This window comes from Planobispora rosea (assembly GCF_014648175.1).
Taxonomy (GTDB): Bacteria; Actinomycetota; Actinomycetes; order Streptosporangiales; family Streptosporangiaceae; genus Planobispora; species Planobispora rosea.
On record NZ_BMQP01000030.1, the window covers coordinates 22360 to 47657 of the forward strand.

A 25298-nucleotide genomic window follows, 5' to 3' on the forward strand; every position below is an offset into this window, starting at 1 on the left:
GGCAAGAAACGCCATCTCAGAGCAGGGTGAATCGTTACCTTGCGGACATTCGTTGCATAGATAACGGCTCTAATGTCGTGTTTCATGATGTCCCGTTCCTTCCAGCGGTTGGCCCTGGCCGGCGTCCTCGCCTCGGCCGGGCTCGTGATCGCGACAGGACCGGCCGAGGCGGGCAACAAGCCCGCCAAGACGGTCCCGGTCCGCCTGCTCTCCCTCAACGACTTCCACGGCCACCTGGAGCCCCCGACCGGTTCCTCGGGCCGCATGGTCGACGAGCACGGCGCCACGGTCGAGGCCGGCGGTGCGGCCTACGTCGCCACCCACCTCAAGCAACTGTCCGACAAGAACACGCTGAAGGTCGCCCAGGGCGACCTGATCGGCGGCACCCCGCTGGTCTCGGCGGCCTTCCACGACGAGCCGTCGGTCGAGTTCCTCGGCAAGGTCGGCGTCACCACCTCCGCCGTGGGCAACCACGAGTTCGACGAGGGCTACGACGAGCTCAAGCGCATCATGTACGGCGGCTGCCACCCGGTTGACGGCTGCTCGCCCGCAGGTGAGTGGAAGGGCGCCAAGTACGACTACATCGGCGCCAACGTCCTCCTCAAGCGGAAGAGCACCACCGCGGAGAAGGAGGTTCTTAAGGCCCTCGGAGGCAAGGCGAACCCGAACTCGCTGCGCGCGCTGCTGAAGGACTACGGGATCCCGGCGCTGCCCCCGGTCTCCGTGCGCTGGATGAACGGCGTGCCGGTCGGCTTCATCGGCCTGGTCACCCAGACCACCCCGAACATCGTCACCGCCGCGGGCATCAAGGACCTGGAGTTCATCGACGAGGTCAAGGCCGCCAACGTCGCCTCCCGGCTGCTCAAGCTGGTCGGTGTCAAGGCCCAGGTCGTGCTGGTGCACGAGGGCGACCAGGTCACCCCGAACCAGTCGCCCGACACCTGCAGCGCCGTGCCCGGCGCGGGCAACCGCATCGCCACCCAGGTGGACGCCGAGATCGACATGATCCTCAGCGGTCACTCGCACCAGGCCTACCTGTGCACGGTGACCGACCCCAAGGGCAACCAGCGCCTCTACAGCCAGGGCGGCTCGTTCGGGCGGGTGATCACCCAGGTCGACTTCCGGGTGGACACGCGGACCCGCGACGTCGTGCGGTCCTCGGTGGTCGCCGACAACCACGTCGTGACCCGGACCGTCGCCCCGGACCCGGAGATCTCCGCGTTCGTCCAGACCTGGAAGGACCGCGTCTCCACGGTCGCCAACAAGCCGATCGGGAAGATCACGGCCGACATCGTCAACACGGCCGTCGCCTCCGGTGAGTCCCCGCTCGGCAACCTCATCGCCGACGGCCAGCTCGCCGCGACCAGGACCGGCGGCAACGCCCAGATCGCCCTGATGAACCCGGGCGGCGTGCGGGCCAGCCTCACCTACGCCAGCTCGCCCGCGGGCGAGGGCGACGGCGTGGTGACGTACGGCGAGGCCTTCACGGTCCAGCCGTTCAACAACCTCGTGCAGGTGGTCACCCTGACCGGCGCCCAGCTCAAGACCGTCCTGGAGGAGCAGTTCACCGGCGGGCCCAACAAGCAGGCCTTCACCAAGATCCTGCAGCCGTCGTCGAACTTCACCTACGCCTACAGCGCCAGTGCGCCGTGGGGCTCGAAGATCTCCGACATGAAGATCGACGGTGTGCCCGTGACGGACACCCAGACCATCCGGGTCGCCGCCAACAACTTCCTCGTCGGCGGCGGTGACGCCTTCGACACCTTCGAACTGGGCACCGACGTGTGGAGCGGCCCGCTCGACATCGACGCCTTCGCCGCCTACTTCGCGGCCAACCCGGTGCTCTCGCCGCCGGTCCCCGACCACATCACGGTCAAGCCGTAGCGGTGGCGGTAGCCGTACAGGCCCGGCCCGTGCGGATGTGACAGCGACAGGAGAAGGGCCCGCCGGATCGTCCGGCGGGCCCTTCCCGTGTTCAGCGGCGGGCGGGTTCGCGGTCGTCGGAGGGCTCGCTCCCGCGCTCGGGAACGAAGCGGTAGCCGACGTTGCGGACCGTTCCGATCAGCGACTCGTACTCGGCGCCGAGTTTGGCGCGGAGCCGCCGGACGTGGACGTCCACGGTCCGGGTGCCGCCGAAGTAGTCGTAGCCCCAGACCTCCTGGAGCAGCTGGGCCCGGGTGAACACCCGCCCCGGGTGCTGCGCCAGGTACTTCAGGAGCTCGAACTCCTTGAAGGTCAGGTCCAGCGCGCGGCCGCGGAGCCGGGCGGTGTAGGTGGCCTCGTCGATGGACAGGTCGCCGTTGCGGATCTCGTCGGGGGTCTCGTCGGCGGCCGTCAGGTTCAGCCGGCCCACGGCCATCCGGAGCCTGGCCTCGACCTCGGCAGGGCCGGCGCTGTCGAGGACGACGTCGTCCGCGCCCCACTCGGCGGTCATCGCGGCCAGGCCGCCCTCGGTGACGATCACCAGGAGGGGGCAGTCGAGGCCGGTGGTCCGCAGCAGCCGGCACAGGCTCTTGGCCTGGACGAGTTCGCGGCGCGCGTCGACGAGGATCGCGTCGGCGGGTGGGGCGTCGATCAGCGCCGACGCCTCGGCCGGCGCGACGCGGACCGAGTGCAGCAGCAGTCCCAGGGCCGGGAGCACCTCGGCGGAGGGTTCCAGGGCATTGGTGAGAAGCAGGAGGTTGCTCACGGGCACTCCTTCGCCGGGCCGTCCCCCAGACCGTCGCGTGCGGCGGCCCGCTTCTCCCGGTGGGTCACGATGCCTCCTTTGCGCGTCATGCCGGCGGTAGCCGTACAAAAAACACGTAAGGACCCGGGGGCTACGTCGCCCAGGTCCTGTAGGCGAGGATATCCGACGAAGAAGGGGCGTCCACTGATCGTCCACGTGGTGAACAGTTGATATGCGGTTAATTCCACGTAACCGTAACCTCACAATGGAAGTCTTCGAGGAGTTGGATGCCACATGGCGACGGGAACGATCCGCTACTGGGCGGCGGCCAAGGATGCGGCGGGGACCGCGGAGGAACCGTTCGAGGCCGTGACCCTGGCGGAATTGGTGACGAACATCACCGCGGGTCGCGATGAGCTGAAGCGGGTGACCGCCCGCTCGTCCTTCCTGGTGGACGGGGACCCGGTGGGCCTGAGGGCGCATGACGCGGTCGTGCTCCCGGAGGGCGCGACGGTGGAGGTCCTCCCGCCTTTCGCGGGAGGATGACGTCTCGCGGGAGGCCGACGTCTGCGTTGACGTCTGCGCCGACGTCCGCGTTTCGGATGAGATTGCCGGGGGACGTGCTCCGTGGCACCCTGTCCTGAACCCCGGGATCACCGTCCCCGCCCGGGTGGGAGCAGGGCCGGGAACGAACGACGAGGAGTCGGATGCGCAAGCTGCTCGCCTTTCTGATCCTGCTGTTCGTCCTCGTCGCGATCCTGGACCGGGTCGCGGTCGCCGGGGTGGAGAAGGAGATCGCCACCCAGGCCACCGCCCGCTACGACCTGGCGGCCCCGCCCCAGGTGACCATCGAGGGGATCCCGTTCCTGACCCAGGCGGTCGCCGGGCGCTATGACGAGGTCAAGGTCGACATGGGCGCGATGACCCTCGCGGGCATCCGCATGTCCGACGTGGACGCCACGCTGTACGGGGTGACCGCCCCCCTGTCGGATCTGGTGCTCCGCGCCGACCAGGTGGACATCCGGGCCGAGCGGGTGGTGGGTTCGGTGGTGCTTCCCGAGGAGGTGCTGAACCAGAGGGCGCCCCAGGGAATCAAGATCCAGGTCAGTGACGCGGGCCTCGACGTCGACGGGGAGATCACCTTCCTGGGCCAGAAGGTGCCGGTGAAGGCCAGGATGAAGATCGACCTGGCCGAGGGCGGCATCCGCTTCACCCCCGAGAAGGTCACGCTCGGCGGCGGCATCACGGTGCCGGACCCCGAGCGGTTCATCACCTACCGCATCCCGCTCGGGAAGCTGCCGTTCAACCTCAAGGTGACCGGGGTGGAGCCCACCGCCGAAGGGCTCCGGATCACGGCCGAGGCGGCGGACGTCCCGCTGCGGGGGTAAAGGAGCGGGCCGCGTGCCCGAAGTCGATCCGGCCATGCCTGAACCGAACCGCCCCGCCGTACGTCGTGGGGGTGTGAGTCACGCCGGAACCGCCGACGAGCAGCTCGTCAGAGCGCTCTTCGACGAGCACGGCGGGCCACTGTACGGCTACGCCCTGAGGCTGACGGGCGATTCGGGGAGAGCGGAGGACGTCGTGCAGGAGACGCTGCTGCGGGCCTGGCGGCATCCTGACGCGCTCAGCGGCGGTTCGATCCGCGCTTGGCTGTTCACGGTGGCCCGCAACCTCGTCTTCGACCAGCACCGGGCACGCAGGTCGCGTCCCCAGGAGACGGGGGACGAGGCGCTCGCCGTCGTGCCCGCCGACGACGAGCTGGAACGGGCCGTGGAGTCGTGGGCGGTCGCCGAGGCGATCGCCGCGCTCCGGCCGGAGCACCGCGAGGTGCTCACCGAGGTCTACTACCAGGGGAAGTCGGTGAAGGAGGCGGCGGAGACGCTCGGCATTCCTCCGGGAACGGTGAAATCACGTACGTACTACGCACTCCGGGCGCTGAAGCTGGCGCTGGAGGAGCGGGGGCTGGCGCCATGAGCATGACCTGTGACGAAGCCCGGATCTCCCTCGGGGTGTACGTCCTCGGGGCGCTGGATCCGGAGGAGCGGGCGCTGGTGGACGCGCACCTCGAAGGGTGCGCGGACTGCCGCGCGGAGCTGGCGGAGCTGAACGGGGTCGCCGGTTTCCTGGGCCGGGCGTCGGAGGACGACGTCGCCCAGGTGGCCAGCCCTCCGCGAGCGGTGCTCGACCGCCTGCTCAGCGCCCGGGTACGGCGGCGCAGGCTGGCTCGGACGGTGCTCTCGCTGGCGGCGTCGGCCGTGGTGATCGGGCTCGGCGGGGCCTACTGGGCGACGACCGCCGGGATCGGGGTCGAGCCGGCGACGACGGCGCAGTCCGCGCCGGAGGCCGCGTCGGACAGCGCCGCCGGCGCGTCCCTGTACGCCGAGGACGCTCCCGGCGCGGACGCGAAGGCGGCCCCCAGCAGGGCGCCCGAGAGCCCGGCGTCCGAGAGCCCGGCGTCCGAGAGCCCGGCGTCCGAGAGCCCGGCGCCCGAGAGCCCGGCGCCCGAGGACATCGCCTCACGTAAGGCCTCTCCGGTTCCCGACGTCGCGATGGGTGACCCGGGCGACCCGGGTGAGCTGGTGGCGGAAGGCGAGGACGGGACCGTCCGCGCCACGGTGACCGCGCGGCCGGACGGGAAGGGGACCGCGGTCGAGGTCATGATCTCCGGGGTCGCCCGGGGCACCCGCTTCCGGCTGGACGTGGTCGCCTCCGACGGGAGCCGCCAGACGGCCGGGAACTGGATCGTCAACGAGTCGGCCTACAACGAGGCGGGCGGTTTCCCCGGCTCGGTCACGATCCCGCCGGGCGGCATCGAGAGGTTCGAGTTCGTCACCTCCGGCGGGCGGGTGCTGCTCAAGGTCCCCGCCGGCAAGGGCTGACCGGATCGGGCCGGAGCCGTCGCGCGCCGGCTTCCGGCCGCTCCGACCGCTCCGGCCGCTTCCGCGGCTTCCGACCGGACTGGCCGGAGCGGCGGGAATGGGCCGGTGCCGCCGGGTGTTGTCGTGCTCGATGGCTGGAGTGACCGGGCTGGCCGTGGTGGCCGCGACACTCGCCGTGGCCACGCTCGTGGGCGTGGTCGTACGGCGGCGCGACGGCGTGCCGCGAGACGTTGAGGACGGCGGCGTGGAACGGCTGACGACGGACGACCTGGGCGCGGAGCTGGGCGAGCGGGCCACACTGGTGCAGTTCTCCAGCGCGTTCTGCCAGCCCTGCCGGGCGACCCGACGGATCCTCACCGAGGTGGCGGAGATGGTGCCCGGCGTCGCGCACGTGGAGATCGACGCGGAGTCCCGGCTGGAGCTGGTCCGCTCCCTGAACATCCTGCGCACCCCGACCGTGTTCGTCCTCGACCCCTCCGGCCGCGTCGTGAAGCGCGCCTCGGGCCAGCCGCGCAAGGCCGACGTCATCGCGGCCCTGGGACAGGCCGTCGAGGGCTGAGCAGCGGATCCTCCGGTGCCGGGCGGGCACCTTACCGCCTTTCGGGCATCGTTGTCTCACGAACTGGACAAGGATGTGACAGATACCGGAACGCCGGGGTAATGTCGTCCGCATGCACCCCACGACAGAGCTGCTCACCAAGCGGCGCGCGGTTGACTTCTGCCGCGTCGCCACCGCGCTCTGTCGCGACTCCTAAGGGCGATCTCAAGCGGCTCCGAGCCGCACCGATCTGCACAACCCCTGTAGGAGCATCGAGCGATGCAAGCCGATCCCCGCGCTCTCCGCTTCGCCGCGGCCGTCACCACCGTGGTCCTCTCGCTCGTCCTCATCCTGGACAGCGCGTGGCTGCTGGCGGCCCAGGCCGTGGTGTTCGCACTGGGAGCGTTCGGCGCCTCGCCGTACGGGATGGTCTTCAAAGGGATAGTGAAAAGCCCTCCCCGGGAGTTGGAGGACGCCCGGCCACCGCGGTTCGCGCAGCTGGTCGGACTCATCTTCGCCCTGGTGGGTATGGTCGGATACACAACCCAGATCACGCCACTGGCCCTTGGCGCCACTGCCGCGGCCCTGTTCGCCGCCTTCCTCAACGCCGCGTTCGGCTTCTGCCTCGGCTGCGAGATGTACCTGATCATTCGCCGGATACTGCCCGCCGCAAGATAACCCCGGAGGAATCCCATGAGCCGCTCCGCCGCCCTGGTGGACGCTGACTGGGTCGAGGCCAACCTCGACACCCCTGGTGTCGTTCTCGTCGAGGTCGACGAGGACACCAGCGCCTACGACAAGGGCCACATCCGTGGCGCCGTGAAGATCGACTGGAGGCAGGACCTCCAGGACCCGGTCCGCCGCGACTTCGTGGACCGCGAGGGCTTCTCCGCCCTGCTGTCGGCCCGGGGCATCGCCAACGACGACACCGTGGTGCTCTACGGCGGCAACAACAACTGGTTCGCCGCCTACGCCTACTGGTACTTCAAGCTCTACGGCCACGAGAACGTCAAGCTCCTCGACGGCGGCCGCAAGAAGTGGGAGCTCGACTCCCGCGAGCTGGTCACCGAGGTCGTCGAGCGCCCGGCCACCACCTACACGGCCAAGGACCAGGACCTGTCCATCCGCGCCTTCCGCGACGACGTCGTGGCCGCGATCGGCAAGCTCAACCTGGTCGACGTGCGCTCGCCCGACGAGTTCACCGGCAAGCTGCTCGCCCCGGCCCACCTCCCGCAGGAGCAGGCCCAGCGCGGCGGCCACGTGCCCACCGCCCGCAACATCCCGTGGTCCAAGGCTGCCAACGACGACGGCACCTTCAAGTCCAACGAGGAGCTGCAGTCGCTCTACGCCGGCGAGGGCGTCGACTTCGGCAAGGACACCATCGCCTACTGCCGCATCGGCGAGCGCTCGGCGCACAGCTGGTTCGTGCTGCACGAGCTGCTCGAGCAGCCCAACGTCAAGAACTACGACGGTTCGTGGACCGAGTACGGCTCGCTCGTGGGCGTGCCGATCGAGCTGGGAGAGGCCCGCTGATGACTGTTGCCCAGGGGTGCGCCGCACCTGAGCAGACCGTTGCCCTTCCCGCCGGGATCGACCTGTCGACCCAGGCCGTCATCCAGGGCGTCGTGTCCGGCGCCGGCCGGGCCTACGCCCGCCTGCTGGACCACTCCGGTGAGTTCACCGGCGAGGTCGTGGTCTCCGACGAGGGCGTCTTCCGTTTCTTCGCCGCTCCCGGTGACTGGACCGTCCGCATCATCGCGGGCGGCGGCGTCACCAAGGACATCCCCGCCCAGGCCCGCCTGGGCGAGGTCACCCAGCTGTCCGTGACCCTCTGACCGGGGTCCCGCCGACGTAGGAACCGGCATCTCTCCCACCGCGGAGGGGTGCCGGTTTTTCGTGTACGGCCACCGTCCTGATCGCTACGATTCGTCGGGTGTCCGGAACGTCTGTTCTGCCCCCATCAGCGCCCCCTTCCGAGCCTCCGCCCCCGGCTCCCGCCGCCCGCTCCCTCTCGGCGCGGTCGCTGCCCGGGCACACGTTCAGGATCCTCGGCTCCTGCGCGCTCTCGCTGGTGCTCTGGTTCTCGGCCGGGCAGGCGGTCCGCGCGGCGCTGATGTGGACGGCCACGGAGGTCGCCCACGGGGACCACCGGCAGGTGCGGCTCGTCGCCGTGGTGCTCGTCTTCACCCTGATCGTGCTGAACGAGCTTGTGATCATCGTCGGCATGCTGCACTCGGTGCGCGGCGCGCTCCGGGAGATCCGGGCCCGCCGGGCGGGGGGCGAGGCCGACGAGAGCCTGTTCGGCGCGCTCAACCGGGCCACCCTGGTCTTCGCCACGATCTACCTCGCCTGGAGGTTCCACGTGGAGGACGCCCGGGAACTGGTCGCACTCGACACCATGAAGCGGATCGACGAGTCCTTCGCCGGGGCTTTCACCGGGGCCGAGTGGGAGGCCGGGACCCTGCTCACCGGCATGGAGGTGTGGATCTCGGCGGCGATCGCCGTGGTGGCCTACCTGCTCAAGCTGTTGTTCGCGTGGTGGCACACCAACGGGAGGGGTAAGGCGAGCGGCATGCTCACCGCCTTCTTCGAGCTGGGCTTCGCCTTCTACGGCCTCAACGCGATATTCACCCTCACCCAGGCATGGTCGCAGTGGCTGGACGAGCGGGTCGTGACGGCCACGGTCGAGGACTGGCTGGAGCAGGCCGACAGGACGATTCCGGGCTGGAAGGAGTTCTGGGAGGGCGTCGCGGACGTGTGGCCGCTCATCGTGGACGCGCTGATCACACCGCTGACCTGGCTGACGATCGCCGCGCTCGTCTACGGCGCGTTCGCCCAGGACACGCGCGCCGTCGTGCGGGGAACCCGGCTGGACACCGTGGCCGACCGGATGGACCGCACGCACGCCCTCACCCGGACGACCGTGACCACCTCGGCGAGCGGGTTCCAGGAGCGCTGGGTCCCGCCCGCCAACGCCTTCCGTCTCGTCACGCGGGGCGGCGCGGCGCTGTTCGGCACGTTCTGCCTGTGCTATGTGGCGATCCACGTCGGGGCCGAGTACGCCGAACGGGGGGTCCGGACGTTGATCGGCAGCGACTTCCCCCACTTCTGGCTGCTGTTCGGCGCTCCCATGAACTTCGCGTGGGACCTGGCGGTGACGGTGCCGACGGTCTGCCTGCTGGCGGCGACCTTCGACATCGCGGCCACCCGGATGCGGGAGGCGGGCCAGGCGCTCACCGCCTGAACAGCAGCACCTGGTCCGGAGGCGCGGGCTTCTCCGCGGCGGGGTCCTTCTGGAACAGCTCCTCAACGCTCTGCTTCTCCAGCGACAGCCGGGCCGGGTTGGGGATGACGTGGACCTGGACCTGGCCGGCGACTTCCTCGGGCACCACACCGATCACGTCGTAGCGGTAGGGGGTGCCGACCTGGTGCTCCTTGATCTCCAGGGGAAGGTCCTTGCCGACGGTCTCCGTCTGCCAGGTGCGGCCGTCGGGGTGTTTGACCTTGATCTCGGGGTCGGCGCTGCGGACCACGCCCTCCATGTCCAGCGAGGTCCTGGTCACCGTGATCTTCAGCCACTGCCGGCCGGGCTTGGCGGGTCCGAGACCCGGCAGGCTGTCGGCCTGCTCGACCTTGACCTGCCAGGCCACCTGCATGAGCGTGCCGGTGCCGCCCGGCTCGACGGTGTGGACCGTGTGGACGGGATTCCCGCTCCGGTAGAAGACGTGGGCGTCCCACGAGGGGATCCCGATGGCCAGGGCCGCGGCCACGACCACCCCGGCGAGCCGCAGCGCGGTACGGCGACGCGGCGGGGAAGGGCTCGCGGGTCCGGACGCCTGCTCCTGTTCCGGTACGGCGGCGGGACCTCCCACCCGTTCCCGGGGCGGGGCGGTGAAGCCGTGACGGGGAAGCGGCGCCGCCGGGATGGCGGGGAAGGGCTGGGTGGAGGCTTCCCGGGACTCGTCGGGGGGAGCGGGGCGAGGCGGCCAGACCTGCTGGTCGGAGAAGACCCGCCGGGAACGGGGCGGCCACGAGCCCAGCGGTTGGGCCGCGGGGACGGCGGGGGCTGCGGGGACGGCGGGGACGGCGGGCTGCCGCCGGGGGAGGGCCGGGGAGGCGGCGGCATGCCGGGACGGAAGGGGCGGGGGGCCGTCCTGTGCAGCGGGAGGAGTGTTCCGGCGGGGGGCGAACCAGTCGCGGGGAGTCTCGTCCTCCGGGCGCGGGGTGCCTGTCACTTCTTCCCTCCCATCGGGTAGACGTCCTCGGCTCCGGCGATCAGGCGCTGCGTGGCCGCGTCGTCCAGGCCGAGGTCGATCTCGACCTCCGGAAGGTTGGCCTCCTTGATGAAGAACCCGTTCGTCAGCGGCAGTACGATCCGGGCGCCGGTCAGGGCCGCGACCGGGACCTCGAAGACCGCCACGCCCTCGGTCCACCAGCCCGGCTGGATGTAGGGGTGGGTGATGGTCAGCGAGGGCTTCACCTTGTCGGTGGCCGCATAGCGCTTGCCGTCCTCGGCCAGGAGCACCGGGGGCCCGAACTTCTGCGGCTCCCGGTGGGCGGTCGCCCCCACCTCGACGATCACGAAGAGTCCCGAAGTGGTCGCCTTCTCCACCTTGTCCGTGACGTCCGTGATCTGGATGCTCTTGGCGCCGTGCACCCCGGTGACCCGCGCGCTGAACCGGGAGGCGACGACCTCGTCTCCGATCCGCCCGGTCCAGGTCAGGTTGCCGAGGCGATCCTCGTGCTCCAGTGCGACGGCCTGGACGGCCACCGCGGCGGCGGCCAGGGCGATTCCGGCGATCACCGCGCCCGCCCGGCGCAGCCGGCTCGGGGGCCGGGAGGCGGGACGAGGGGTGGTGGTCGTCCCGGGGCGGCTGGGGGTCACGGTGCTCATCGGCGGCCTCCCCCGTGCGGGAGGAGGGACATGGAGGCCGTCGCAAGGGGCACGGGGCGCATCAGCCGGTCCCGCCTCGCCGGACGGGGAGGGTGACCCGCGCCTCGACCTCGGGCGGCGCCCCCTCCACGTCGCTCTCGGGCTCCAGGGTCAGGTCGGGATCCGCGCTGAATCCGGGGGGCTCCGGGTCGAAGACCCCGACGTCGAACGTGACCTGCTCCGGCGCCCGCTGTCCCCGCTCCAGCTCGTACCGGAGCACGACGGTGGCGGTCATCCCCGGATGGAGCTGCCGGCTCGGGACCCCCTCGTCCGTGATCGCGGAGATCGGGCCGAACTCGTTCTTGATCTCCGGGGTCATCTTGAGCAGGGACTGGGCATAGAGCAGGCCCTTCTTGCCCGCGTGCCCCGGAGAACCCACCAATTGGGTCCGGTCGCTCTTGTTGGTGACCTCAAGCTCGATTTCCAGGAACCGTTTGCCCTCACCGCCGTACACGTCGGGCTGGAACGCCGTCCGCGACGCCACGAACTTCGTCAGGAACAGTTTCTGGTCGACGGTTGCACCGGGGCCGAGCTGTTCGGGAGGCGCCTCGGGCGCCTTTGCGAATCCGCCGAGGGCGGCGGTGATTCCCAGGCCGGTGGCGACCGCCAGAATGGCGAGGGGTACCGCGACCGGGCGTCGCCGTCGGGTACCGCCACCGGGGGGAGACGTCATGACAAAGGATGGTAGTAGCTGATCTCATCCACGCTAGACCCATTGATCCCATAAGTCAGGGTAAACGCGGGGAAAATAGAGTGGATTGCCATGAAGGCCGCCCCAAGCGGAGACAGAGCTTTTACGCTGTCACGGAGGCGGACGAGAGCCCGACGGCGGAGGTTCCGTGACGGACGTGCATCCCGAGCATGCGCAGCTCCAGGCGGACCGGATCTACCTGGGCTGGCAGTATGCCCTGCTCTATCCCGAACCGGGGCCGGCCCCCCGGCGCCCGTCCCCCGCGGAGAACCCCGTCCCCGAGGTCGACCCCGAGTGGGTGCGCCGTGAGCGGCTCAACGAGGACCTGCTGAACCGCCCGGTGAAGGTGGTGCGGGGATTCATGGTCGGGCTGGGCCTGATCATGCTGGGACTGGCCGTCGTCGGACCGCTGGACTGGTCGTTCGCCCTCGCCGGAGTGATCGTCGCGTTCGGCATCGCCGGGTTCTGCAGCTACGCGGTCTACCAGGGGGACCGGGCGGTCCGCCACCGGATCCAGGAGCGCCAGGAGGCCGGGGAACGGCTGCGCAGGGAACGCGACCGGGAGCTCCACCGCGCCCAGGAGGAGCACGCCGCCCGCTACCGGGAGTGGACGGAGCGCAAGGAGCGCTACGACCGGCAGATCACCTGGTACGCCGTGGCCGTACCCGACGAGATCGACCGCATCGACGTGGCCGGCGGCACGCTGCCCGGCTGGTCGGCGCTGATCACCCTGCTCGGCGCGACCCGGCTCTACAGCGGCGGCCACCTGACCGTGCTCGACCTGTCCGAGGGCGCCGTCGCCAAGGACCTGATCGAGCTGGCCCGCCGGGGCGGCGACGAGCCGCTGGTCTGGGTGCTCCCGGTGGACCTGCCCCGGCTCGACCTGGGCGCGACCCTGGCGCCGGAGGCCTTCGCCGACGTGCTCGCCCACGTGGTCAGCGTCAGCGAGGAGCACCGCACCACCAGGGACCTGTCGTTCGACAACGCGATCCTGGAGCGGGTCCTGGAGGTCCTCGGTGAGAACGCCACGATCAACCAGGTGACCGCCGCGCTGCGGGCGCTGGCCCAGGTCGGCGACCCCCGGGACGACCTGCGCTACGGCCTGATCACCGCGACCCAGCTGGAGCGGATCGGCACGCTGTTCGGCCGGGGGGTCAGCGACCGGGTGGTGATCGAGCGGGCGTGGGCGCTGGAGTCGCAGCTGCGCAAGCTGGAGACCCTCGGTTCGGAGGCCGTACGGCTCCCGCCCGCGCGCCTGCGGGTGGTCTCCATGGACCGCCAGGCCGGCGTGTTCGGCAACCGGGTCCTCGGCACCTACGTGGCCACCGCGCTGACCCACATCCTGCGCCAGTCGCCGGCCTCGGAGCGGCCGTGGTACCACACGATCATCGTCGCCGGGGCGGACAAGCTCCGCGGCGACGTGCTCGACCGGCTGATGGACGCCTGCGAGACCTCCCGCACCGGGCTGGTGCTGACCTACCGCTCGCTCACCCCGACCGTGCGCGAGCGGCTGGGGCGGGGACACGCGGCGGTGGCGTTCATGCGGCTGGGCAACGCCGAGGACGCCCGGGTGGCCAGCGAGCACGTGGGCACCGAGCACCGGCTGGAGCTCGCCCAGCTCACCGAGACGATCAGTGCCGCCGGTTCGGGTCTCGACGGGGGCTACGTCTCCACGGTCGGCCGGGCGGGAGACGGCGAGGACGACCGCGACGTGGGCCGCGCGGACCTGCGGGAGGACATCACCGAGTCCACCGAGTGGGGGCGCAGGGCGAGCAAGGTGCTGGGGGAGACCGAGCGGGTCCTGCACCGTTCCAGGGAGTTCCTGGTCGAGCCGCACCAGCTCCAGCAGCTCCCCACCACCTCGGTGATCGTCACCGACGCGACCGCGAACGGCCGCCGGGTGCGGCTCGCCGACGCCAACCCCGCGATCCTCACCTTCCCCCGCACGACGCTGGGGGAGTTCGACGAGATCCGGGCCGCGACCACGGAGAGCACCGCCGACCGGGGGGAGGAGGCGCCGAGCGAGCCGACCTCCTTCGAGACCGCCCCGCCGAACCTCGGCCCGCCGCCGCCCCGGCTCGACTGGCGCAGACGTTGACGGGCGACGGACGCCGGCCCCATGAGCGGTGACTGCCTGGGCGGTGCCCGTATGGACGGTGTTTTCAGGGGCGGAGATCAGGGACGGAGATTCGGGGGACGGTGACTCTATGGACAGCGTGGGAGCGGGGTAATGACTCGGTCAATGCGCAGACGCGTCCGGGAGGGAGGCTCCAGCGTGGTCGAGGACGTCGCGTGACCACGAGGCCTCGCCCGGCGCGGTGGAGTGATCGGTGAAGCAGCAACCCTCCGGCCTGGAGCCGGGTCCCCTCGGTGGAGACCAAATGCAGCAGAGCGTGTCCCGTCTTCCGCACAGCCTGACCGGCCCCTGGTATCGGATTCAGTCGATCACAGCGCCCTCGCGCAGTTCGTCGGCTGAGTGGGACTTCGTCACTGTTCTGCCCGCCGTCCTCTCCGCGGCCCAGCGGGGCAGGCCCTTCGTGATCGGCTGGCTCTCCCGGGGCTCCGGCGCCCCGCTGGAGCTGATCACCAACGCCGGGCCGCTCACCCCGCCCCGCCCGCCCCGCCGGGCCGCGGCCGCCGAGAGCGAACCGGTCCCGGCCGGCCCCGAGCCGCTGCTGTTCCCCGGCGGCGCCCGGGGGACGCGGATCGGCGACGAGTGGCTCAGCGACCTGTCCGACCTGGCCTGGACCACCTGTCCGGGGCGGCAGGCGCCGCCGCTGAGCGGCCGTCGCGAGCCGGACCCCGACGAGGTGCGGCGGCCCACCCTGTTCGAGTCCACGCTGGTCACGCTCATGTCCCGGCCGTTCGCGTGGCTGGTGGTGGCCGAGCCGACCGACCTGCTGGACGCCGAGATCGCGCACCTGCGGACCCAGCTCAACGTGCTGCGGCAGTACGGCGACGCCTCCGAGCGCTCCCGCTACGACGCCGAGCGGGCCGAGCGGCGCATGCAGGAGCTCGACGCCTTCCGCGAGGCCGGGCTCTGGAACGTGCGGGTGCTGGCCGGGGCCGCCGGGCCGGAGGAGCTGCGGCAGATCGCCCCGGTGCTGGTCGGCTCCGTCGAGATGAGCCATCACCCCTACCGCCTGCGCAGCGGGCTCTGCGCCCCGGCGCTCACCTTCGAGGAGGTGCTCGCCACCGCCCTGCAGGACCCGGCCGACGGCGCCGCCACCCCCTTCGCCGCCACCGCGGGGGCGCTGGCCGCGCTGGCCGGGCTGCCCCGCCGCGAGGTGCCCGGCGTCCGGGTGCTCGACGCGGGCTTCTTCGACGTGACCAGCGAGGCCGACGCGCCCCCCGGTGAGCCGGTGCTGAACCTCGGCGCGATCGTGGACGGTCAGGACCGCGCGGTCGGGTCGTTCACGGTCCCGCTGGCGACCCTGAACCGGCACGCGTTCGTCACCGGGGCCACCGGCTCCGGCAAGTCGCAGACCGTGCGCCACCTGCTGGAGCAGCTCACCGGGGCGGGCATCCCGTGGCTGGCCATCGAGCCGGCCAAGTCCGAGTACGCCGCGATGGGCGGCCGGATCCAGCACCTCGCCCCGGTGACCGTGATCAACCCCTCCGCCCCCGACAACGTGCCGTTCAGCGTCAACCCGCTCGCCCCCGAGCCCGGTTACCCGGTCCAGGCGCACATCGACATGGTCCGGGCGCTGTTCATGGCGGCCTTCGACGCCGAGGAGCCGTTCCCGCAGATCATGTCACTCGCGCTCCAGCGGGTGTACGAGACCAACGGCTGGGACGTGGTCACCGGCGGGGCGGCTCCGGGGGCGGCGGTGCGGCCGGCCGTACCGACCCTGGAGCAGCTCCAGCACCACGCGATGGACGTGATCAAGGAGATCGGCTACGGCCGGGAGGTCCAGGCCGACGTCGAGGGCTTCATCTCGCTGCGGCTGCGTTCGCTCCGGGTCGGCTCGGCCGGGCGGTTCTTCGAGGGCGGCCACCCCGCCGACATCGGCGACCTGCTCCAGCGCAACGTGGTCCTGGCCATCGAGGACGTCGCCAACGACGAGGACAAGGCGTTCCTGATGGGCACGCTGATCATCCGGATCGTGGAGCACCTGCGGATGCGGGCCAGGTCCGCCAAGACGTCCGGGCTCCGGCACGTGATCGTGATCGAGGAGGCGCACCGGCTCCTGCGCGACCGGGGCGCCGGTCGGGCCAGCACGCACGCCGTCGAGTTGCTGGCCGGGATGCTCGCCGAGATCCGCGCGTACGGCGAGGGCATCGTGGTGGCCGAGCAGATCCCCACCAAGCTGGTCTCCGACGTGGTGAAGAACACCGCGCTGAAGGTCGTGCACCGGCTCCCGGCCGAGGACGACCGCCAGCTGGTCGGCGCCGCGATGAACCTGAGCGAGGAGCAGTCCCGGCAGGTCGTCTCCCTCCAGCCCGGCACGGCGGCCGTCTTCGCCGACGGCATGGACCGTCCGCTCCGCATCCAGGTGCCGCTGGGCGAGGGCCGTGAGCACACGGTCCCCGGGCAGACCCCGCCGATCTGCGGGCGCCGCTCGGCGGCGTGCGGCCAGGAGTGCCGGACCGGGCGGGCGTGCACGCTGATCGAGCTGCGTGAGGCCGACCTGCTCGCCGAGTCCCCCGAGTGGGCCTGGCTGCGCATCTGGACCGACACGCTGGTGCTGGCGTTCTGCGTCGACCGCCCGCTGCCGGGCGCGCCCCGGGCGCTGGCGGACATGTGGGCGGAACTGCCCGCGCGGCGGCGCGAGTGCCTGCTGGCCACCGCCGTGGAGCGCGCCGTCGCCCGCCGGGCCTGGGCGCTGCGGACCGTCGCCGATCCGGCCGGGCTCACCGAGCAGGCCGCCCTGGCCGCCACCCGGATCCTGGGACCCGACCGCAGGCCCGGCGAGCGGCCCGGGCCCGCGTGGGTGATCCCGCAGGTCCGGTGGTTGCACGAGGTGGACCGGCTGTTCCCGTACGGGCACCCCGCCCCGGACCCGCACGCCCCGGCGGCGGCCATGGACTATCCGCTGTTCGACCGCCCGGCCGACGGCACCGAGCTGCTCGGCCACCGGGCCAGGGCGCTGCGCCACCACCCGCTCTCCATGGAGGTGGACCGGAACCGGGCCCTGGCCTGGCGGGTTCTGCTGGGTGACGACGAGCACGCAGGCGTGGAGCGGGACGTCATGACGGTCACGGTCGGGATCGACCCGGCCGAGCGGCTGCGGCACGTCGCCCAGACGATGGGAGCGGGATGGCTGGAGGGCGTGCTGTCGTGGCCGCACCGGTTCGTCCTGCCGTTCGACGCCGAGTCGCCGGAGACCGTGGAGCTGACGTTCGCCGACTGATCCGGGGGCCGTACCGGGGGTCGTAAGGGGAGCCGTACCGGGGCACGGCGGAAAAGGTGCGCGAGTCAGTAGTATCGGCGCATGAGTCAGCTACCGTTGCGGGCGCAGCTCGCCAGTGCGCTGGGCCGGACGGCCGCGACGCTGTCCCGGGCGACCGGACGCGGCGACGGATCGGTGATCGGCGGCCGGGTCGGCCTGGCCCTGGAGCCCGACCTGCTCCGCCAGCTCGCACAGAACCGCAGGCTCGCGCTCGTGAGCGCGACCAACGGCAAGACCACCACCACCCGGCTGATCACATCCGCGCTCCAGGAGCTCGGTGACGTCGCCACCAACGCCTTCGGCGCCAACATGCCCGCCGGGCACGTGTCCGCGCTCTCCTCGTCCAAGGACGCCCCGTACGGCGTGCTGGAGGTCGACGAGAAGTACCTCCCCGAGGTGATCGACACCACCGGCGCGGCCGTGGTGGTCCTGATGAACCTCAGCCGCGACCAGATGGACCGGGCGGCCGAGATCTGGCTGCTGGCCCAGAAGTGGCGCCGCGCCCTGGCGGGCCGGAACACCCACGTGATCGCCAACGCGGACGACCCGCTGGTGACCTGGGGCGCGTCCACGGCCGCCTCGGTGACCTGGGTCTCCGCCGGGCAGCCCTGGAAGGAGGACTCCTGGTGCTGTCCCGAGTGCGGCGGCCCGCTGGACCGCAAGGGGCTGGAGTACGTCCCGCCGGGCGGTCACGTCTCCGGAGTCGTCGGCCAGGCCTCCCCGGACGAGAACGACTGGGCCTGCCGCGAGTGCTCCTTCCGGCGGCCCCAGCCGTCCTGGATCCTCGACGGCGAGGCGGTGGTCGACCCGCGCGGGCGGCGCTGGCCGCTGGACATCCAGCTGCCCGGCCGGGCCAACCGGGCCAACGCGGTGATCGCGCTGGCCACCGCGGAGGCGTTCGGCCTGCCGGTCGAGCGGGCGCTGCCCCGGCTGCGCGAGGTCAGGTCGGTCGCCGGCCGCTACACCACGGTGGAGCGTGAGGGCCGCAACGCCCGCCTGCTGCTGGCCAAGAACCCGGCGGGCTGGCTTGAGGCGTTCGACGTGCTCGATCCCGCGCTGCCGGTGATCCTCTCGGTGAACGCGCAGGGGCCCGACGGGCGCGACACCTCCTGGTTGTGGGACGTCGACTACCGGGTGCTGCGCGGTCGGCCGGTCTACGTGACCGGGGAGCGCAAGCTGGACCTGGCGCTCCGGCTGGAGGTGGCGGACGTGCCGTTCCAGCTGACGGACTCGTTCGTGCAGGCGCTGGCGGCCCAGCCGCCGGGCAAGGTCGACGTGATCGCCAACTACACCGCCTTCCAGCAGATTCGAACGGAGTTCGGTCGTGCCGTCTGACAGCGTCCTGCGCCTCGTCTGGATCTATCCGGACCTGCTGAGCACCTACGGGGACCAGGGCAACGTCCTGGTCCTGGAGCAGCGTGCCCGGCGCCGGGGCATCCCGGTCGAGACCCTGCACGTGCGCTCGGCCGACCCGGTGCCCGAGAGCGGTGACATCTACCTGATCGGCGGCGGTGAGGACCGGCCGCAGATCCTCGCCGCCCAGCGGCTGCGCCGCGACGGCGGGCTGCACCGGGCCATCGGCCGGGGCGCGGCGATGCTGGCCGTCTGCGCGGGCTACCAGATCATGGGCAGCGTCTTCGGCGGCGAGGAGGGGCAGCCGGTGGAGGGCATCGGGCTGCTCGACATCGCCAGCGGGCGCGGCACCGGCCGCGCCGTCGGCGAACTGGTCGCCGAGACCGACCCGGCGCTCGGCGTGCCGACCCTGACCGGCTTCGAGAACCACATGGGCGTCACCCGGCTCGGCCCCGGCGTGCGCCCGCTGTCCCGGACGGTCGTCGGCACCGGGAACGGCGACGGCACCGAGGGCTGCTACGCCGGGAAGGTCATCGGCACCTACCTGCACGGCCCGGCCCTGGCCCGCACCCCCGGACTGGCCGACCTGCTGCTGACGTGGGCGACGGGCACCCAGCTGGGACCGATCGACGACGTCTGGTTCGAACGGCTCCGCCAGGAGCGCCTCGCCGCGACCCTGCCCCGTACCTGACGGGGTGACCCTGCTCCGTACCTGACGGGGTCAGTAGACGAGCGCCTGGGCCCCCTCGGCGAGGGACTCCTCGACGAACGTGGGGGCCCCGGCGATGCGGACGCCGTCGATCACGTCGTCCACCGTTATCTCCCGCCGGGCCGCGCACTGCGTGCACACCGTGACCCGGCCGGCCGCCAGGACCGCGTCGAGCAGGTCCTCCAGCGGGGCCGCGTGCGGCAGGGCGAACTCCTTGGCCCGGCCGGGCAGGGCGAACCAGGAGGCCTCGCCGGTCAGCCAGAGGGAGACGGGGACCCCGCTCGCCAGCGCGGCGGCGGCCACTGTGAACGCCTGGTTGCAACGCTCCGGAGCGTCCGAGCCGGCGGTCACCTTGATCACTAATGATCGTGCCATGTCTGAAGACTATTCGGGCCCGGGGCACCGGCGCGAGCCGGGCCGGGACGGCGGCTTTCCCCCGCGTCCCCTTGGATACCCTGTGGTCCCATGGACGTTCCTGAGCTGCATCCCGACCTTGCGCCGATCTCCTTCCTCGTGGGCCGGTGGGAGGGGGCCGGGGTGGGCGGATACCCGACGATCGAGAGCTTCAACTTCGGTCAGGAGATCGTCTTCGGGCACAACGGCAAGCCGTTCCTGACCTACACCAGCCGCACCTGGCTGCTGGACGGGGCGGGCAACCGGGTCCGCCCGCTGGGCACCGAGACCGGGTTCTGGCGGCAGTTGCCCGAGCGCCAGCTGGAGGTGTGCCTGTCGCACCCCACGGGAATCGTGGAGATCTACGTCGGCGAGGTGGTCTTCCACAAGATCGAGCTTCATACGGACGTGGTGGCGCGCACCGCCACCGCCAAGGAGTACGCCGCGGGCCACCGCCTCTACGGCCTGGTCAACGGCAACCTGATGTGGGCCTACGACATGGCGGCGATGGGGCAGCCGCTCCAGTCGCACATCTCGGCCGAGCTCAAGCGGGTGGGCGACTTCGTCCCCGAGATCTGACGCCGTACGGCGGGAGCCCCGCCGGGCGCACGCGACTACGATGCCGGGCATGAGCACCCCTTTCACTCCCGACGTGGTCGAGGCGATCAAGCGGCACATGAACGACGATCACGCCGACGACGCGCTGCTGATCGTCAGAGGTCTCGGCGGGCGGCCCGAGGCGACCGCCGCGAGGACGTCGGGGGTGGACGCCGAGGCGATCGAGTTCGTCGCGGTGGTCGGCGGGGAGGACGTCACGGTCCGCGTCCCGTGGAGCACGACCCTGACCGAGCGCGCCCAGGTCCGCTGGGAGGTCGTCCGCCTCTACCGGGAGGCCTGCGCGGCGCTCGGGGTGCCCGCCCGCGGGGAGCACTGATAGCGCGGCACCGGGAAAAGCAACGGCCGCTGCGAAGGCAGCGGCCGCCGAAGAATGAAGAACCCCGGACCGTTTCCTCCCGCGCGGAGCGGAAGGGCCGGATGGACCAGAGGCGGGAGGTTCCCGCCCTCCGGCAGCCCGGGGTTCCGGTGATTGCCGTGGATTCGCCGAACGCCACGTGACGTCCAGACCGAGTCCGGAGTCGGGGCGTCCTAGCGGACAGCCACCTCGCTAGTCCGATAATGATCAACCATTGTCTGGACCACCTCCTTTCTGCGTGATCCGTACGTTATGCGACGGTGCCCGGTCGGGCAAGTAAATATTCGACAAGTGGGTCCGCGCAGGTCAGAAGAGGTTTAGCGGCTCAGGGGCGAGTCGGGGTGTGCGGCGCGGGCGAGAGTGTGCGGCGCAGGCGATGGCGGGTGATCAGTGCCCGCGAGCCGCGTCCGGCCGCCGAGCGGGCCGCCGGTCGAGCGCGGACCTGTCGGTGATCTCTTCGCGGGGCAGCCGGTGGAGCGTCTGCAGGGCGTTCAGGAAGCCGCGGCGGTCGGCCTCGGGCAGGCGCGCGAGCAGGCGCTCCTCGTTGGCCTGGATCTCGGCCCGCACGGACCTGCGCACCTCGCGGCCCTCGTCGGTGATCGCGAGGATCCTGGCGCGGCGGTCACGGGGATCCGGTTCGCGAATGATCAGCCCGGCTGTCTGCAGTCTGTCCAGGGTGCTGATGATGCGGGTCTTGTCGGCACCGATCACCTCGGCGAGAGCGGCCTGAGTGCGCACCGAACCCTCGTCCAGGGCGCCGAGCACGGTGTAGCCCCACATGGAGATCCCGTACTCCGCCAGCACCGGGAGCTCCGCCGCGATGAGCGCCTGCAGCAGGGGGTGCAGCATCTCGGCGAGGTCGCGGCGGCCTGTCACGGGACCACGATACCCAGTTGACACGATAATAAGCAGACGTAGATCATATGCACATGCGTACTATTGATTCGCTCGCAGAAGCCGATCTCGTCGCACTCGACGGGCAGGCCGTCCGCGCCAGCGTCGAGCTGGCGGCCCGGGTGCGGCCCGCGGACCTGTCCCGCCCCACGCCCTGCCTCGGATGGACCGTGTACGGCCTGCTCGCGCACATGACGACACAGCACTACGGCTTCGCCGCGGCGTCCAGGGGGGAGGACGATCTCGCGCTGTGGAGGCTGCGTCCGCTCGGAGACGACCCCGTCGGGAGTTACCGGACCTCGGCCGGACACGTCATGGAAGCCTTCGCCGTCGGCGGCGTGCTGGAGCGCGTGTTCCCGCTGCCCGAGTTCGGAAGCGGGGTCGCCTTCCCCGGAAGGCAGGCGATCAGCTTCCACTTCATCGACTACGTGGTGCACTCCTGGGATCTCGCCAAGGCGCTGGGTGCCGAGGTGACGTTCCCGCCGGACCTGCTGGACGCGGCCCTCGCCGTGGCGAGGGCCGTACCCGACGGCAGGGCGCGCCGAGAGCCCGGGGCGGCCTTCGCACCGGCGCTCGCGTGGTCGGGCGGGTCCCGCATGGATGAGATCGTCGCGGCCCTGGGTCGTTCACCGGGCTGGCCCGAACCCGCCGGAGCCGTCGCCGTGCTCGGAACGGCCTCCACCCCGTCCTCGTCCGCGTAGGTCCACCGGATCTCCACGGCGTCGCCGCCGATCGCCGATCACGCCCCCGTCAGCGCTTAGACTCTGCACCATGACCGAGACGTCGTGGCATGAGGAGCTGCGGGCGCGCGGCTATCGGGTCACTCCGCAGCGGCAGCTGGTGCTCGAGGCGGTCAAGGCGCTGGAGCACGCCACCCCCGAGGAGATCTGCAACCGGGTCAGGGAGACCGCCCGCGGGGTGAACATCTCGACCGTCTACCGGACCCTCGAACTGCTCGAGGAGCTCGGGATGGTCGCCCACAACCACCTCGGGCACGGCGCCCCCACCTACCACCTGGCGGCCGACGCCGACCACGTCCACCTGGTCTGCCGGGGGTGCGGCGAGATCAGCGAGGTCCGGCCGGAGCTGGTGCAGACCCTGGTGGACGGGCTCGACCGGGAGCTGGGGTTCGCCACCGACGTGCACCACCTGACGGTCTTCGGCCGCTGCCGCAAGTGCCGCTGAGGGGCGTCACCGGGATCACGCGCGCGGGAGGCGTGAGAGCCGGCGCGGGCGAGGGCCGAGGAGATCGACGCGGGCGAGGGGCGGAGCCGGGCACCGCATAGGCTGGGGGTCATGCGAAGCCCTCTGCTGGACATCCCCGGCGCGGTCGCCGCCGACGCCCCCGACGCCGACGTCGCCGGCCACTACGGCGACCCGTTCGCCGAGCAGCGCGCGCTGCTCGCCGGTGAGGCGATGGTCGACCGGAGCAACCGCGAGGTCGTGAAGATCTCCGGGCCCGACCGGCTGAGCTGGCTCAACAGCCTGACCTCGCAGAAGCTCGACGCCCTGAAGCCCGGCGAGGCCACCCAGACCCTGCTGCTGGACGCCCAGGGCAGGGTGGAGCACCACCTGACGCTCGTCGACGACGGCGGGGCCGTCTGGGCGCACGTGGAGCCGGGCACCTCGGCCGAGCTGGTCGCCTTCCTGGACAAGATGCGCTTCATGCTCCGGGTCGAGGTCGCCGACGTGACGGACTCCTACGCGGTGGTCACCGTGATCGACGGCACGCGGATCACCCCGCCGGCCGGGGCGATCCTCGTCGGCGACGACGTGCTCCTCCCGCGTGAGCTGCTCGCCGGGCACCTGGGCATGCGGCCGGCCGGGCTGTGGGCCCACGAGGCGCTGCGGATCGAGCGCCACACCCCCCGGCTGGGCCTGGAGACCGACCACAAGACGATCCCGCACGAGGTGGGCTGGATCGGTACGGCCGTCCACCTGGGCAAGGGCTGCTACAAGGGTCAGGAGACGGTGGCCCGGGTGCACAACCTCGGCCACCCGCCGCGCCGCCTGGTCTTCCTGCACCTGGACGGCAGCGCCGACCGGCTGCCCGGACGCGGGACCCCGGTGACCGACGGCGAGAGCGAGGTCGGCTTCGTCGGCAGTGCCGCCCGCCACCACGAGCTCGGCCCGATCGCGCTGGCCGTGGTCAAGCGGACCGTGCCGGTGGACGCGCCGCTGCAGGCCGACGGGGTGGCGGCGGCCCAGGAGGTCATCGTCCCGCCGGACGCCGGGCGCAACGTCCAGATCGACCCCGCCCTGCGCCGCCGCATCCGCTGAGGGGCCACACTTCCCGGGCAAAGGCGGCGGAGCCGCCGGCGGCCGGGACGGGTGTCGGGTCTCCGGGGTCGACGGGTGGTCAGATCTCCAGGATCAGGGTGATCGGGCCGTCGTTGGTCAGGGCGACCTTCATGTCCGCGCCGAAGACGCCCGTCTCCACGTGCGCGCCGAGCGCGCGCAGCTCTGCGCAGACCGCCTCGACCAGCGGTTCGGCGACCGGTCCCGGGGCCGCCGCCTGCCAGGTGGGGCGCCGACCCTTACGGGCGTCGCCGTACAGGGTGAACTGGCTGACCACCAGGAGCGGGGCGCCGACGTCGGAGCACGACTTCTCGCCGTGCAGGATCCGCAGGCCCCAGAGCTTCGCGGCCAGCTTCGCCGCCTCCGCGGGCGTGTCGGTGTGGGTCACCCCGACGAGCACGAGCAGCCCCGGCTCGTCGATCGCCCCGACCGCCGCACCGTCCACCACCACCGACGCGGAACTCACCCGCTGAACGACCGCACGCATGCCCCCATCATCCCGTGTCCCGAGGTCTCCATAGACTCGGGGCGAAAGGAGACAAAGGTGTCTACTGGGTCGTTGGTTGTCGAAGTCGTACGGTCGGGGTTCGTGGAGTCCACCCACCGGGCGCGGATGCTGGCCGTGAAGGCGGACGGTTCCCCGGCGCGGGTGCACGGCGCGGTGGACGCGCTCGTCTCGCCCCGCTCGTCGATGAAGCCGCTGCAGGCGCTCGCCATGGTGCGCAACGGGCTCGCGCTGGAGGGAGAGCTGCTCGCGCTGGCGTGCGCGAGCCACGCGGGGGAGACGTTCCACGTGGACGGCGCCCGCAAGATCCTCGCCGGGGCCGGACTGGACGAGAGCGTCCTGCGCTGCCCGGAGGACCTGCCCGAGCACGCCGCCGCACGTGACGAGGTGCTGCGCTCGGGTGGCGAGAAGGCCCGGATCTACATGAACTGCTCGGGCAAGCACGCGGCGATGCTCGCCACCTGCGCGGCCAACGACTGGCCGCTGGAGACCTACCTCGACCCGGCGCACCCGCTGCAGCGGGCGATCCGCGCCACGGTCGAGGAACTGACCGGCGAGCGGGTCGCCGCCACCGGCGTCGACGGCTGCGGCGCCCCGCTGTTCTTCGTCTCCATGCTGGGCGTGACCCGGGCGTTCCGCGCCCTCGTCCTGGCCGAGCCCGGCACCCCCGAGCGCCGTGTCGCCGACGCCTTCCGCGCCCACCCCGAGTGGACCTCCGGCACCGTCCGCCCCGAGGCCCAGCTGATGCGGGCGATCCCCGGCCTGCTGGTCAAGGCGGGGGCCGAGGCGTTCGACGCCTTCGTCTTCGAGGACGGCCGCGCGGGCACGGTCAAGATCGAGGACGGTGGCCAGCGCGCCCGCGTCCCCGTCACCGTCGCGGCCCTGCGCGCCCTGGACCTCGACGCCCCCGGGCTTGAGGCCCTCGCCACCGGCACCCTGTACGGCGGCGGCCACCCCGTCGGGGAGGTCCGCCTGCGTCAGGAGCCGTCCGGCCCGGCCCCGGAGACCCTCCCGGGGACGACCGCCTGAGAGCCCTGACGGGCATGGACGGAACCGGCCGGACGCCGTCCG

28 protein-coding genes are annotated in these 25298 nt (G+C 71.8%); 21 read left to right on the forward strand and 7 right to left on the reverse strand.

The window, feature by feature from the left end; genetic code table 11:
* The first annotated feature begins 84 nt into the window (after window positions 1-84).
* The gene (locus tag IEZ08_RS26285; protein ID WP_229803503.1) at window positions 85-1884 is read left to right on the forward strand and encodes a bifunctional metallophosphatase/5'-nucleotidase; all 1800 of its coding nucleotides are present in this window, start codon (window positions 85-87) and stop codon (window positions 1882-1884) included.
* A gap of 91 nt (window positions 1885-1975) precedes the next feature.
* Here the strand turns inward: IEZ08_RS26285 and IEZ08_RS26290 are convergent, their stop codons facing one another.
* Window positions 1976-2689, reverse strand: a complete 714-nt coding sequence (locus tag IEZ08_RS26290) for a response regulator transcription factor (protein ID WP_068920989.1) — start codon at window positions 2687-2689, stop codon at window positions 1976-1978.
* A 273-nt stretch (window positions 2690-2962) separates the two neighbouring features.
* Here IEZ08_RS26290 and IEZ08_RS26295 point away from each other — a divergent pair, with 273 nt between their 5' ends.
* From IEZ08_RS26295 to IEZ08_RS26335, 10 genes are all read left to right on the forward strand, one after another.
* The gene (locus tag IEZ08_RS26295) at window positions 2963-3214 is read left to right on the forward strand and encodes a MoaD/ThiS family protein (RefSeq protein ID WP_068920991.1); all 252 of its coding nucleotides are present in this window, start codon (window positions 2963-2965) and stop codon (window positions 3212-3214) included.
* A 161-nt stretch (window positions 3215-3375) separates the two neighbouring features.
* Entirely contained in the window at window positions 3376-4056 is a 681-nt protein-coding gene (locus IEZ08_RS26300) for an LmeA family phospholipid-binding protein (protein ID WP_068920992.1), read from the forward strand.
* Between the two features lie 34 nt (window positions 4057-4090).
* On the forward strand, window positions 4091-4642 hold the full coding sequence (locus IEZ08_RS26305; protein WP_068928337.1) for a sigma-70 family RNA polymerase sigma factor: 552 nt from the start codon (window positions 4091-4093) through the stop codon (window positions 4640-4642).
* Complete coding sequence (locus tag IEZ08_RS26310) at window positions 4639-5547, forward strand: zf-HC2 domain-containing protein (RefSeq protein WP_141703544.1); 909 nt, start codon at window positions 4639-4641, stop codon at window positions 5545-5547. The genes IEZ08_RS26305 and IEZ08_RS26310 overlap by 4 nt, the downstream gene beginning before the upstream one ends.
* A gap of 130 nt (window positions 5548-5677) precedes the next feature.
* Window positions 5678-6106 (forward strand): TlpA family protein disulfide reductase, encoded by a 429-nt coding sequence (locus IEZ08_RS26315; protein WP_203863652.1) that lies wholly within the window; start codon window positions 5678-5680, stop codon window positions 6104-6106.
* A 112-nt stretch (window positions 6107-6218) separates the two neighbouring features.
* A complete protein-coding gene (locus IEZ08_RS40675; RefSeq protein ID WP_373294383.1) occupies window positions 6219-6302 on the forward strand; it encodes a putative leader peptide in 84 nt (27 codons plus the stop codon).
* 62 nt (window positions 6303-6364) lie between these two features.
* On the forward strand, window positions 6365-6763 hold the full coding sequence (locus IEZ08_RS26320; protein ID WP_068920997.1) for a DUF4395 domain-containing protein: 399 nt from the start codon (window positions 6365-6367) through the stop codon (window positions 6761-6763).
* A gap of 15 nt (window positions 6764-6778) precedes the next feature.
* The gene (locus IEZ08_RS26325; RefSeq protein WP_068920999.1) at window positions 6779-7618 is read left to right on the forward strand and encodes a sulfurtransferase; all 840 of its coding nucleotides are present in this window, start codon (window positions 6779-6781) and stop codon (window positions 7616-7618) included.
* Window positions 7618-7920: a DUF1416 domain-containing protein gene (locus IEZ08_RS26330; protein ID WP_189243211.1), complete on the forward strand. Its 303-nt coding sequence runs from the start codon at window positions 7618-7620 to the stop codon at window positions 7918-7920. The genes IEZ08_RS26325 and IEZ08_RS26330 overlap by 1 nt, the downstream gene beginning before the upstream one ends.
* Window positions 7921-8018: 98 nt before the next feature.
* Complete coding sequence (locus tag IEZ08_RS26335; protein ID WP_141703545.1) at window positions 8019-9329, forward strand: hypothetical protein; 1311 nt, start codon at window positions 8019-8021, stop codon at window positions 9327-9329.
* Here IEZ08_RS26335 and IEZ08_RS26340 read toward each other — a convergent pair.
* The 3 genes from IEZ08_RS26340 to IEZ08_RS26350 all read right to left on the reverse strand — a co-directional run bounded on the left by IEZ08_RS26340 (window position 9319) and on the right by IEZ08_RS26350 (window position 11691).
* Complete coding sequence (locus IEZ08_RS26340; protein ID WP_141703546.1) at window positions 9319-10320, reverse strand: hypothetical protein; 1002 nt, start codon at window positions 10318-10320, stop codon at window positions 9319-9321. The genes IEZ08_RS26335 and IEZ08_RS26340 overlap by 11 nt on opposite strands.
* Window positions 10317-10979 carry a hypothetical protein gene (locus tag IEZ08_RS26345; protein ID WP_068921006.1) on the reverse strand — a complete coding sequence of 221 codons (663 nt, stop codon included), beginning with the start codon at window positions 10977-10979 and terminating at the stop codon, window positions 10317-10319. The genes IEZ08_RS26340 and IEZ08_RS26345 overlap by 4 nt, the downstream gene beginning before the upstream one ends.
* Before the next feature lie 61 nt (window positions 10980-11040).
* Window positions 11041-11691 carry a hypothetical protein gene (locus tag IEZ08_RS26350; protein ID WP_189243212.1) on the reverse strand — a complete coding sequence of 217 codons (651 nt, stop codon included), beginning with the start codon at window positions 11689-11691 and terminating at the stop codon, window positions 11041-11043.
* Window positions 11692-11857: 166 nt separating this feature from the next.
* Here IEZ08_RS26350 and IEZ08_RS26355 point away from each other — a divergent pair, with 166 nt between their 5' ends.
* The 4 genes from IEZ08_RS26355 to IEZ08_RS26370 all read left to right on the forward strand — a co-directional run bounded on the left by IEZ08_RS26355 (window position 11858) and on the right by IEZ08_RS26370 (window position 19146).
* Window positions 11858-13807: a hypothetical protein gene (locus IEZ08_RS26355; protein WP_189243213.1), complete on the forward strand. Its 1950-nt coding sequence runs from the start codon at window positions 11858-11860 to the stop codon at window positions 13805-13807.
* 283 nt (window positions 13808-14090) lie between these two features.
* Window positions 14091-17063, forward strand: coding sequence for an ATP-binding protein (locus IEZ08_RS26360; protein ID WP_068921011.1), 2973 nt, complete (start codon window positions 14091-14093; stop codon window positions 17061-17063).
* Between the two features lie 81 nt (window positions 17064-17144).
* Entirely contained in the window at window positions 17145-18437 is a 1293-nt protein-coding gene (locus IEZ08_RS26365) for a MurT ligase domain-containing protein (RefSeq protein WP_068921013.1), read from the forward strand.
* Complete coding sequence (locus tag IEZ08_RS26370; RefSeq protein ID WP_189243214.1) at window positions 18427-19146, forward strand: type 1 glutamine amidotransferase; 720 nt, start codon at window positions 18427-18429, stop codon at window positions 19144-19146. Before IEZ08_RS26365 ends, IEZ08_RS26370 begins: the two co-directional genes overlap by 11 nt.
* A 30-nt stretch (window positions 19147-19176) precedes the next feature.
* On the opposite strand, the gene IEZ08_RS26375 is transcribed toward IEZ08_RS26370, so the two are convergent.
* Window positions 19177-19539: a DsrE family protein gene (locus IEZ08_RS26375; protein WP_068921017.1), complete on the reverse strand. Its 363-nt coding sequence runs from the start codon at window positions 19537-19539 to the stop codon at window positions 19177-19179.
* 90 nt (window positions 19540-19629) lie between these two features.
* On the opposite strand from IEZ08_RS26375, the gene IEZ08_RS26380 reads away from it, so the two are divergent.
* Together IEZ08_RS26380 and IEZ08_RS26385 are read left to right on the forward strand one after the other, a co-directional pair.
* Window positions 19630-20136 carry a heme-binding beta-barrel domain-containing protein gene (locus tag IEZ08_RS26380; protein WP_068921018.1) on the forward strand — a complete coding sequence of 169 codons (507 nt, stop codon included), beginning with the start codon at window positions 19630-19632 and terminating at the stop codon, window positions 20134-20136.
* Between the two features lie 49 nt (window positions 20137-20185).
* The gene (locus IEZ08_RS26385; RefSeq protein WP_068921022.1) at window positions 20186-20491 is read left to right on the forward strand and encodes a DUF2470 domain-containing protein; all 306 of its coding nucleotides are present in this window, start codon (window positions 20186-20188) and stop codon (window positions 20489-20491) included.
* A gap of 426 nt (window positions 20492-20917) precedes the next feature.
* Here the strand turns inward: IEZ08_RS26385 and IEZ08_RS26390 are convergent, their stop codons facing one another.
* Complete coding sequence (locus IEZ08_RS26390) at window positions 20918-21406, reverse strand: MarR family winged helix-turn-helix transcriptional regulator (RefSeq protein ID WP_203863653.1); 489 nt, start codon at window positions 21404-21406, stop codon at window positions 20918-20920.
* A gap of 53 nt (window positions 21407-21459) precedes the next feature.
* On the opposite strand from IEZ08_RS26390, the gene IEZ08_RS26395 reads away from it, so the two are divergent.
* From IEZ08_RS26395 to ygfZ, 3 genes are all read left to right on the forward strand, one after another.
* On the forward strand, window positions 21460-22125 hold the full coding sequence (locus tag IEZ08_RS26395; protein WP_203863654.1) for a TIGR03086 family metal-binding protein: 666 nt from the start codon (window positions 21460-21462) through the stop codon (window positions 22123-22125).
* A 70-nt stretch (window positions 22126-22195) separates the two neighbouring features.
* On the forward strand, window positions 22196-22609 hold the full coding sequence (locus IEZ08_RS26400) for a Fur family transcriptional regulator (RefSeq protein ID WP_068921030.1): 414 nt from the start codon (window positions 22196-22198) through the stop codon (window positions 22607-22609).
* 111 nt (window positions 22610-22720) lie between these two features.
* Complete coding sequence (ygfZ, locus tag IEZ08_RS26405) at window positions 22721-23704, forward strand: CAF17-like 4Fe-4S cluster assembly/insertion protein YgfZ (protein WP_068921032.1); 984 nt, start codon at window positions 22721-22723, stop codon at window positions 23702-23704.
* A gap of 79 nt (window positions 23705-23783) precedes the next feature.
* Here ygfZ and dtd read toward each other — a convergent pair whose 3' ends face one another.
* Entirely contained in the window at window positions 23784-24209 is a 426-nt protein-coding gene (gene dtd / locus IEZ08_RS26410) for a D-aminoacyl-tRNA deacylase (protein ID WP_068921033.1), read from the reverse strand.
* A gap of 72 nt (window positions 24210-24281) precedes the next feature.
* Here dtd and IEZ08_RS26415 point away from each other — a divergent pair, with 72 nt between their 5' ends.
* Window positions 24282-25256 carry an asparaginase gene (locus IEZ08_RS26415; protein WP_268249364.1) on the forward strand — a complete coding sequence of 325 codons (975 nt, stop codon included), beginning with the start codon at window positions 24282-24284 and terminating at the stop codon, window positions 25254-25256.
* Window positions 25257-25298 lie beyond the last annotated feature (42 nt).

Bases quoted from the DNA above. Each gene is read 5' to 3' on its own strand.
- IEZ08_RS26285 (WP_229803503.1), top strand. From the start codon at position 85: ATGATGTCCCGTTCCTTCCAGCGGTTGGCCCTGGCCGGCGTCCTCGCC.
- IEZ08_RS26295 (WP_068920991.1), top strand. From the start codon at position 2,963: ATGGCGACGGGAACGATCCGCTACTGGGCGGCGGCCAAGGATGCGGCG.
- IEZ08_RS26300 (WP_068920992.1), top strand. From the start codon at position 3,376: ATGCGCAAGCTGCTCGCCTTTCTGATCCTGCTGTTCGTCCTCGTCGCG.
- IEZ08_RS26305 (WP_068928337.1), top strand. From the start codon at position 4,091: ATGCCTGAACCGAACCGCCCCGCCGTACGTCGTGGGGGTGTGAGTCAC.
- IEZ08_RS26310 (WP_141703544.1), top strand. From the start codon at position 4,639: ATGAGCATGACCTGTGACGAAGCCCGGATCTCCCTCGGGGTGTACGTC.
- IEZ08_RS26315 (WP_203863652.1), top strand. From the start codon at position 5,678: ATGGCTGGAGTGACCGGGCTGGCCGTGGTGGCCGCGACACTCGCCGTG.
- IEZ08_RS40675 (WP_373294383.1), top strand. From the start codon at position 6,219: ATGCACCCCACGACAGAGCTGCTCACCAAGCGGCGCGCGGTTGACTTC.
- IEZ08_RS26320 (WP_068920997.1), top strand. From the start codon at position 6,365: ATGCAAGCCGATCCCCGCGCTCTCCGCTTCGCCGCGGCCGTCACCACC.
- IEZ08_RS26325 (WP_068920999.1), top strand. From the start codon at position 6,779: ATGAGCCGCTCCGCCGCCCTGGTGGACGCTGACTGGGTCGAGGCCAAC.
- IEZ08_RS26330 (WP_189243211.1), top strand. From the start codon at position 7,618: ATGACTGTTGCCCAGGGGTGCGCCGCACCTGAGCAGACCGTTGCCCTT.
- IEZ08_RS26345 (WP_068921006.1), bottom strand. From the start codon at position 10,979: ATGAGCACCGTGACCCCCAGCCGCCCCGGGACGACCACCACCCCTCGT.
- IEZ08_RS26350 (WP_189243212.1), bottom strand. From the start codon at position 11,691: ATGACGTCTCCCCCCGGTGGCGGTACCCGACGGCGACGCCCGGTCGCG.
- IEZ08_RS26360 (WP_068921011.1), top strand. From the start codon at position 14,091: ATGCAGCAGAGCGTGTCCCGTCTTCCGCACAGCCTGACCGGCCCCTGG.
- IEZ08_RS26365 (WP_068921013.1), top strand. From the start codon at position 17,145: ATGAGTCAGCTACCGTTGCGGGCGCAGCTCGCCAGTGCGCTGGGCCGG.
- IEZ08_RS26375 (WP_068921017.1), bottom strand. From the start codon at position 19,539: ATGGCACGATCATTAGTGATCAAGGTGACCGCCGGCTCGGACGCTCCG.
- IEZ08_RS26380 (WP_068921018.1), top strand. From the start codon at position 19,630: ATGGACGTTCCTGAGCTGCATCCCGACCTTGCGCCGATCTCCTTCCTC.
- IEZ08_RS26385 (WP_068921022.1), top strand. From the start codon at position 20,186: ATGAGCACCCCTTTCACTCCCGACGTGGTCGAGGCGATCAAGCGGCAC.
- IEZ08_RS26395 (WP_203863654.1), top strand. From the start codon at position 21,460: ATGCGTACTATTGATTCGCTCGCAGAAGCCGATCTCGTCGCACTCGAC.
- IEZ08_RS26400 (WP_068921030.1), top strand. From the start codon at position 22,196: ATGACCGAGACGTCGTGGCATGAGGAGCTGCGGGCGCGCGGCTATCGG.
- ygfZ (WP_068921032.1), top strand. From the start codon at position 22,721: ATGCGAAGCCCTCTGCTGGACATCCCCGGCGCGGTCGCCGCCGACGCC.
- dtd (WP_068921033.1), bottom strand. From the start codon at position 24,209: ATGCGTGCGGTCGTTCAGCGGGTGAGTTCCGCGTCGGTGGTGGTGGAC.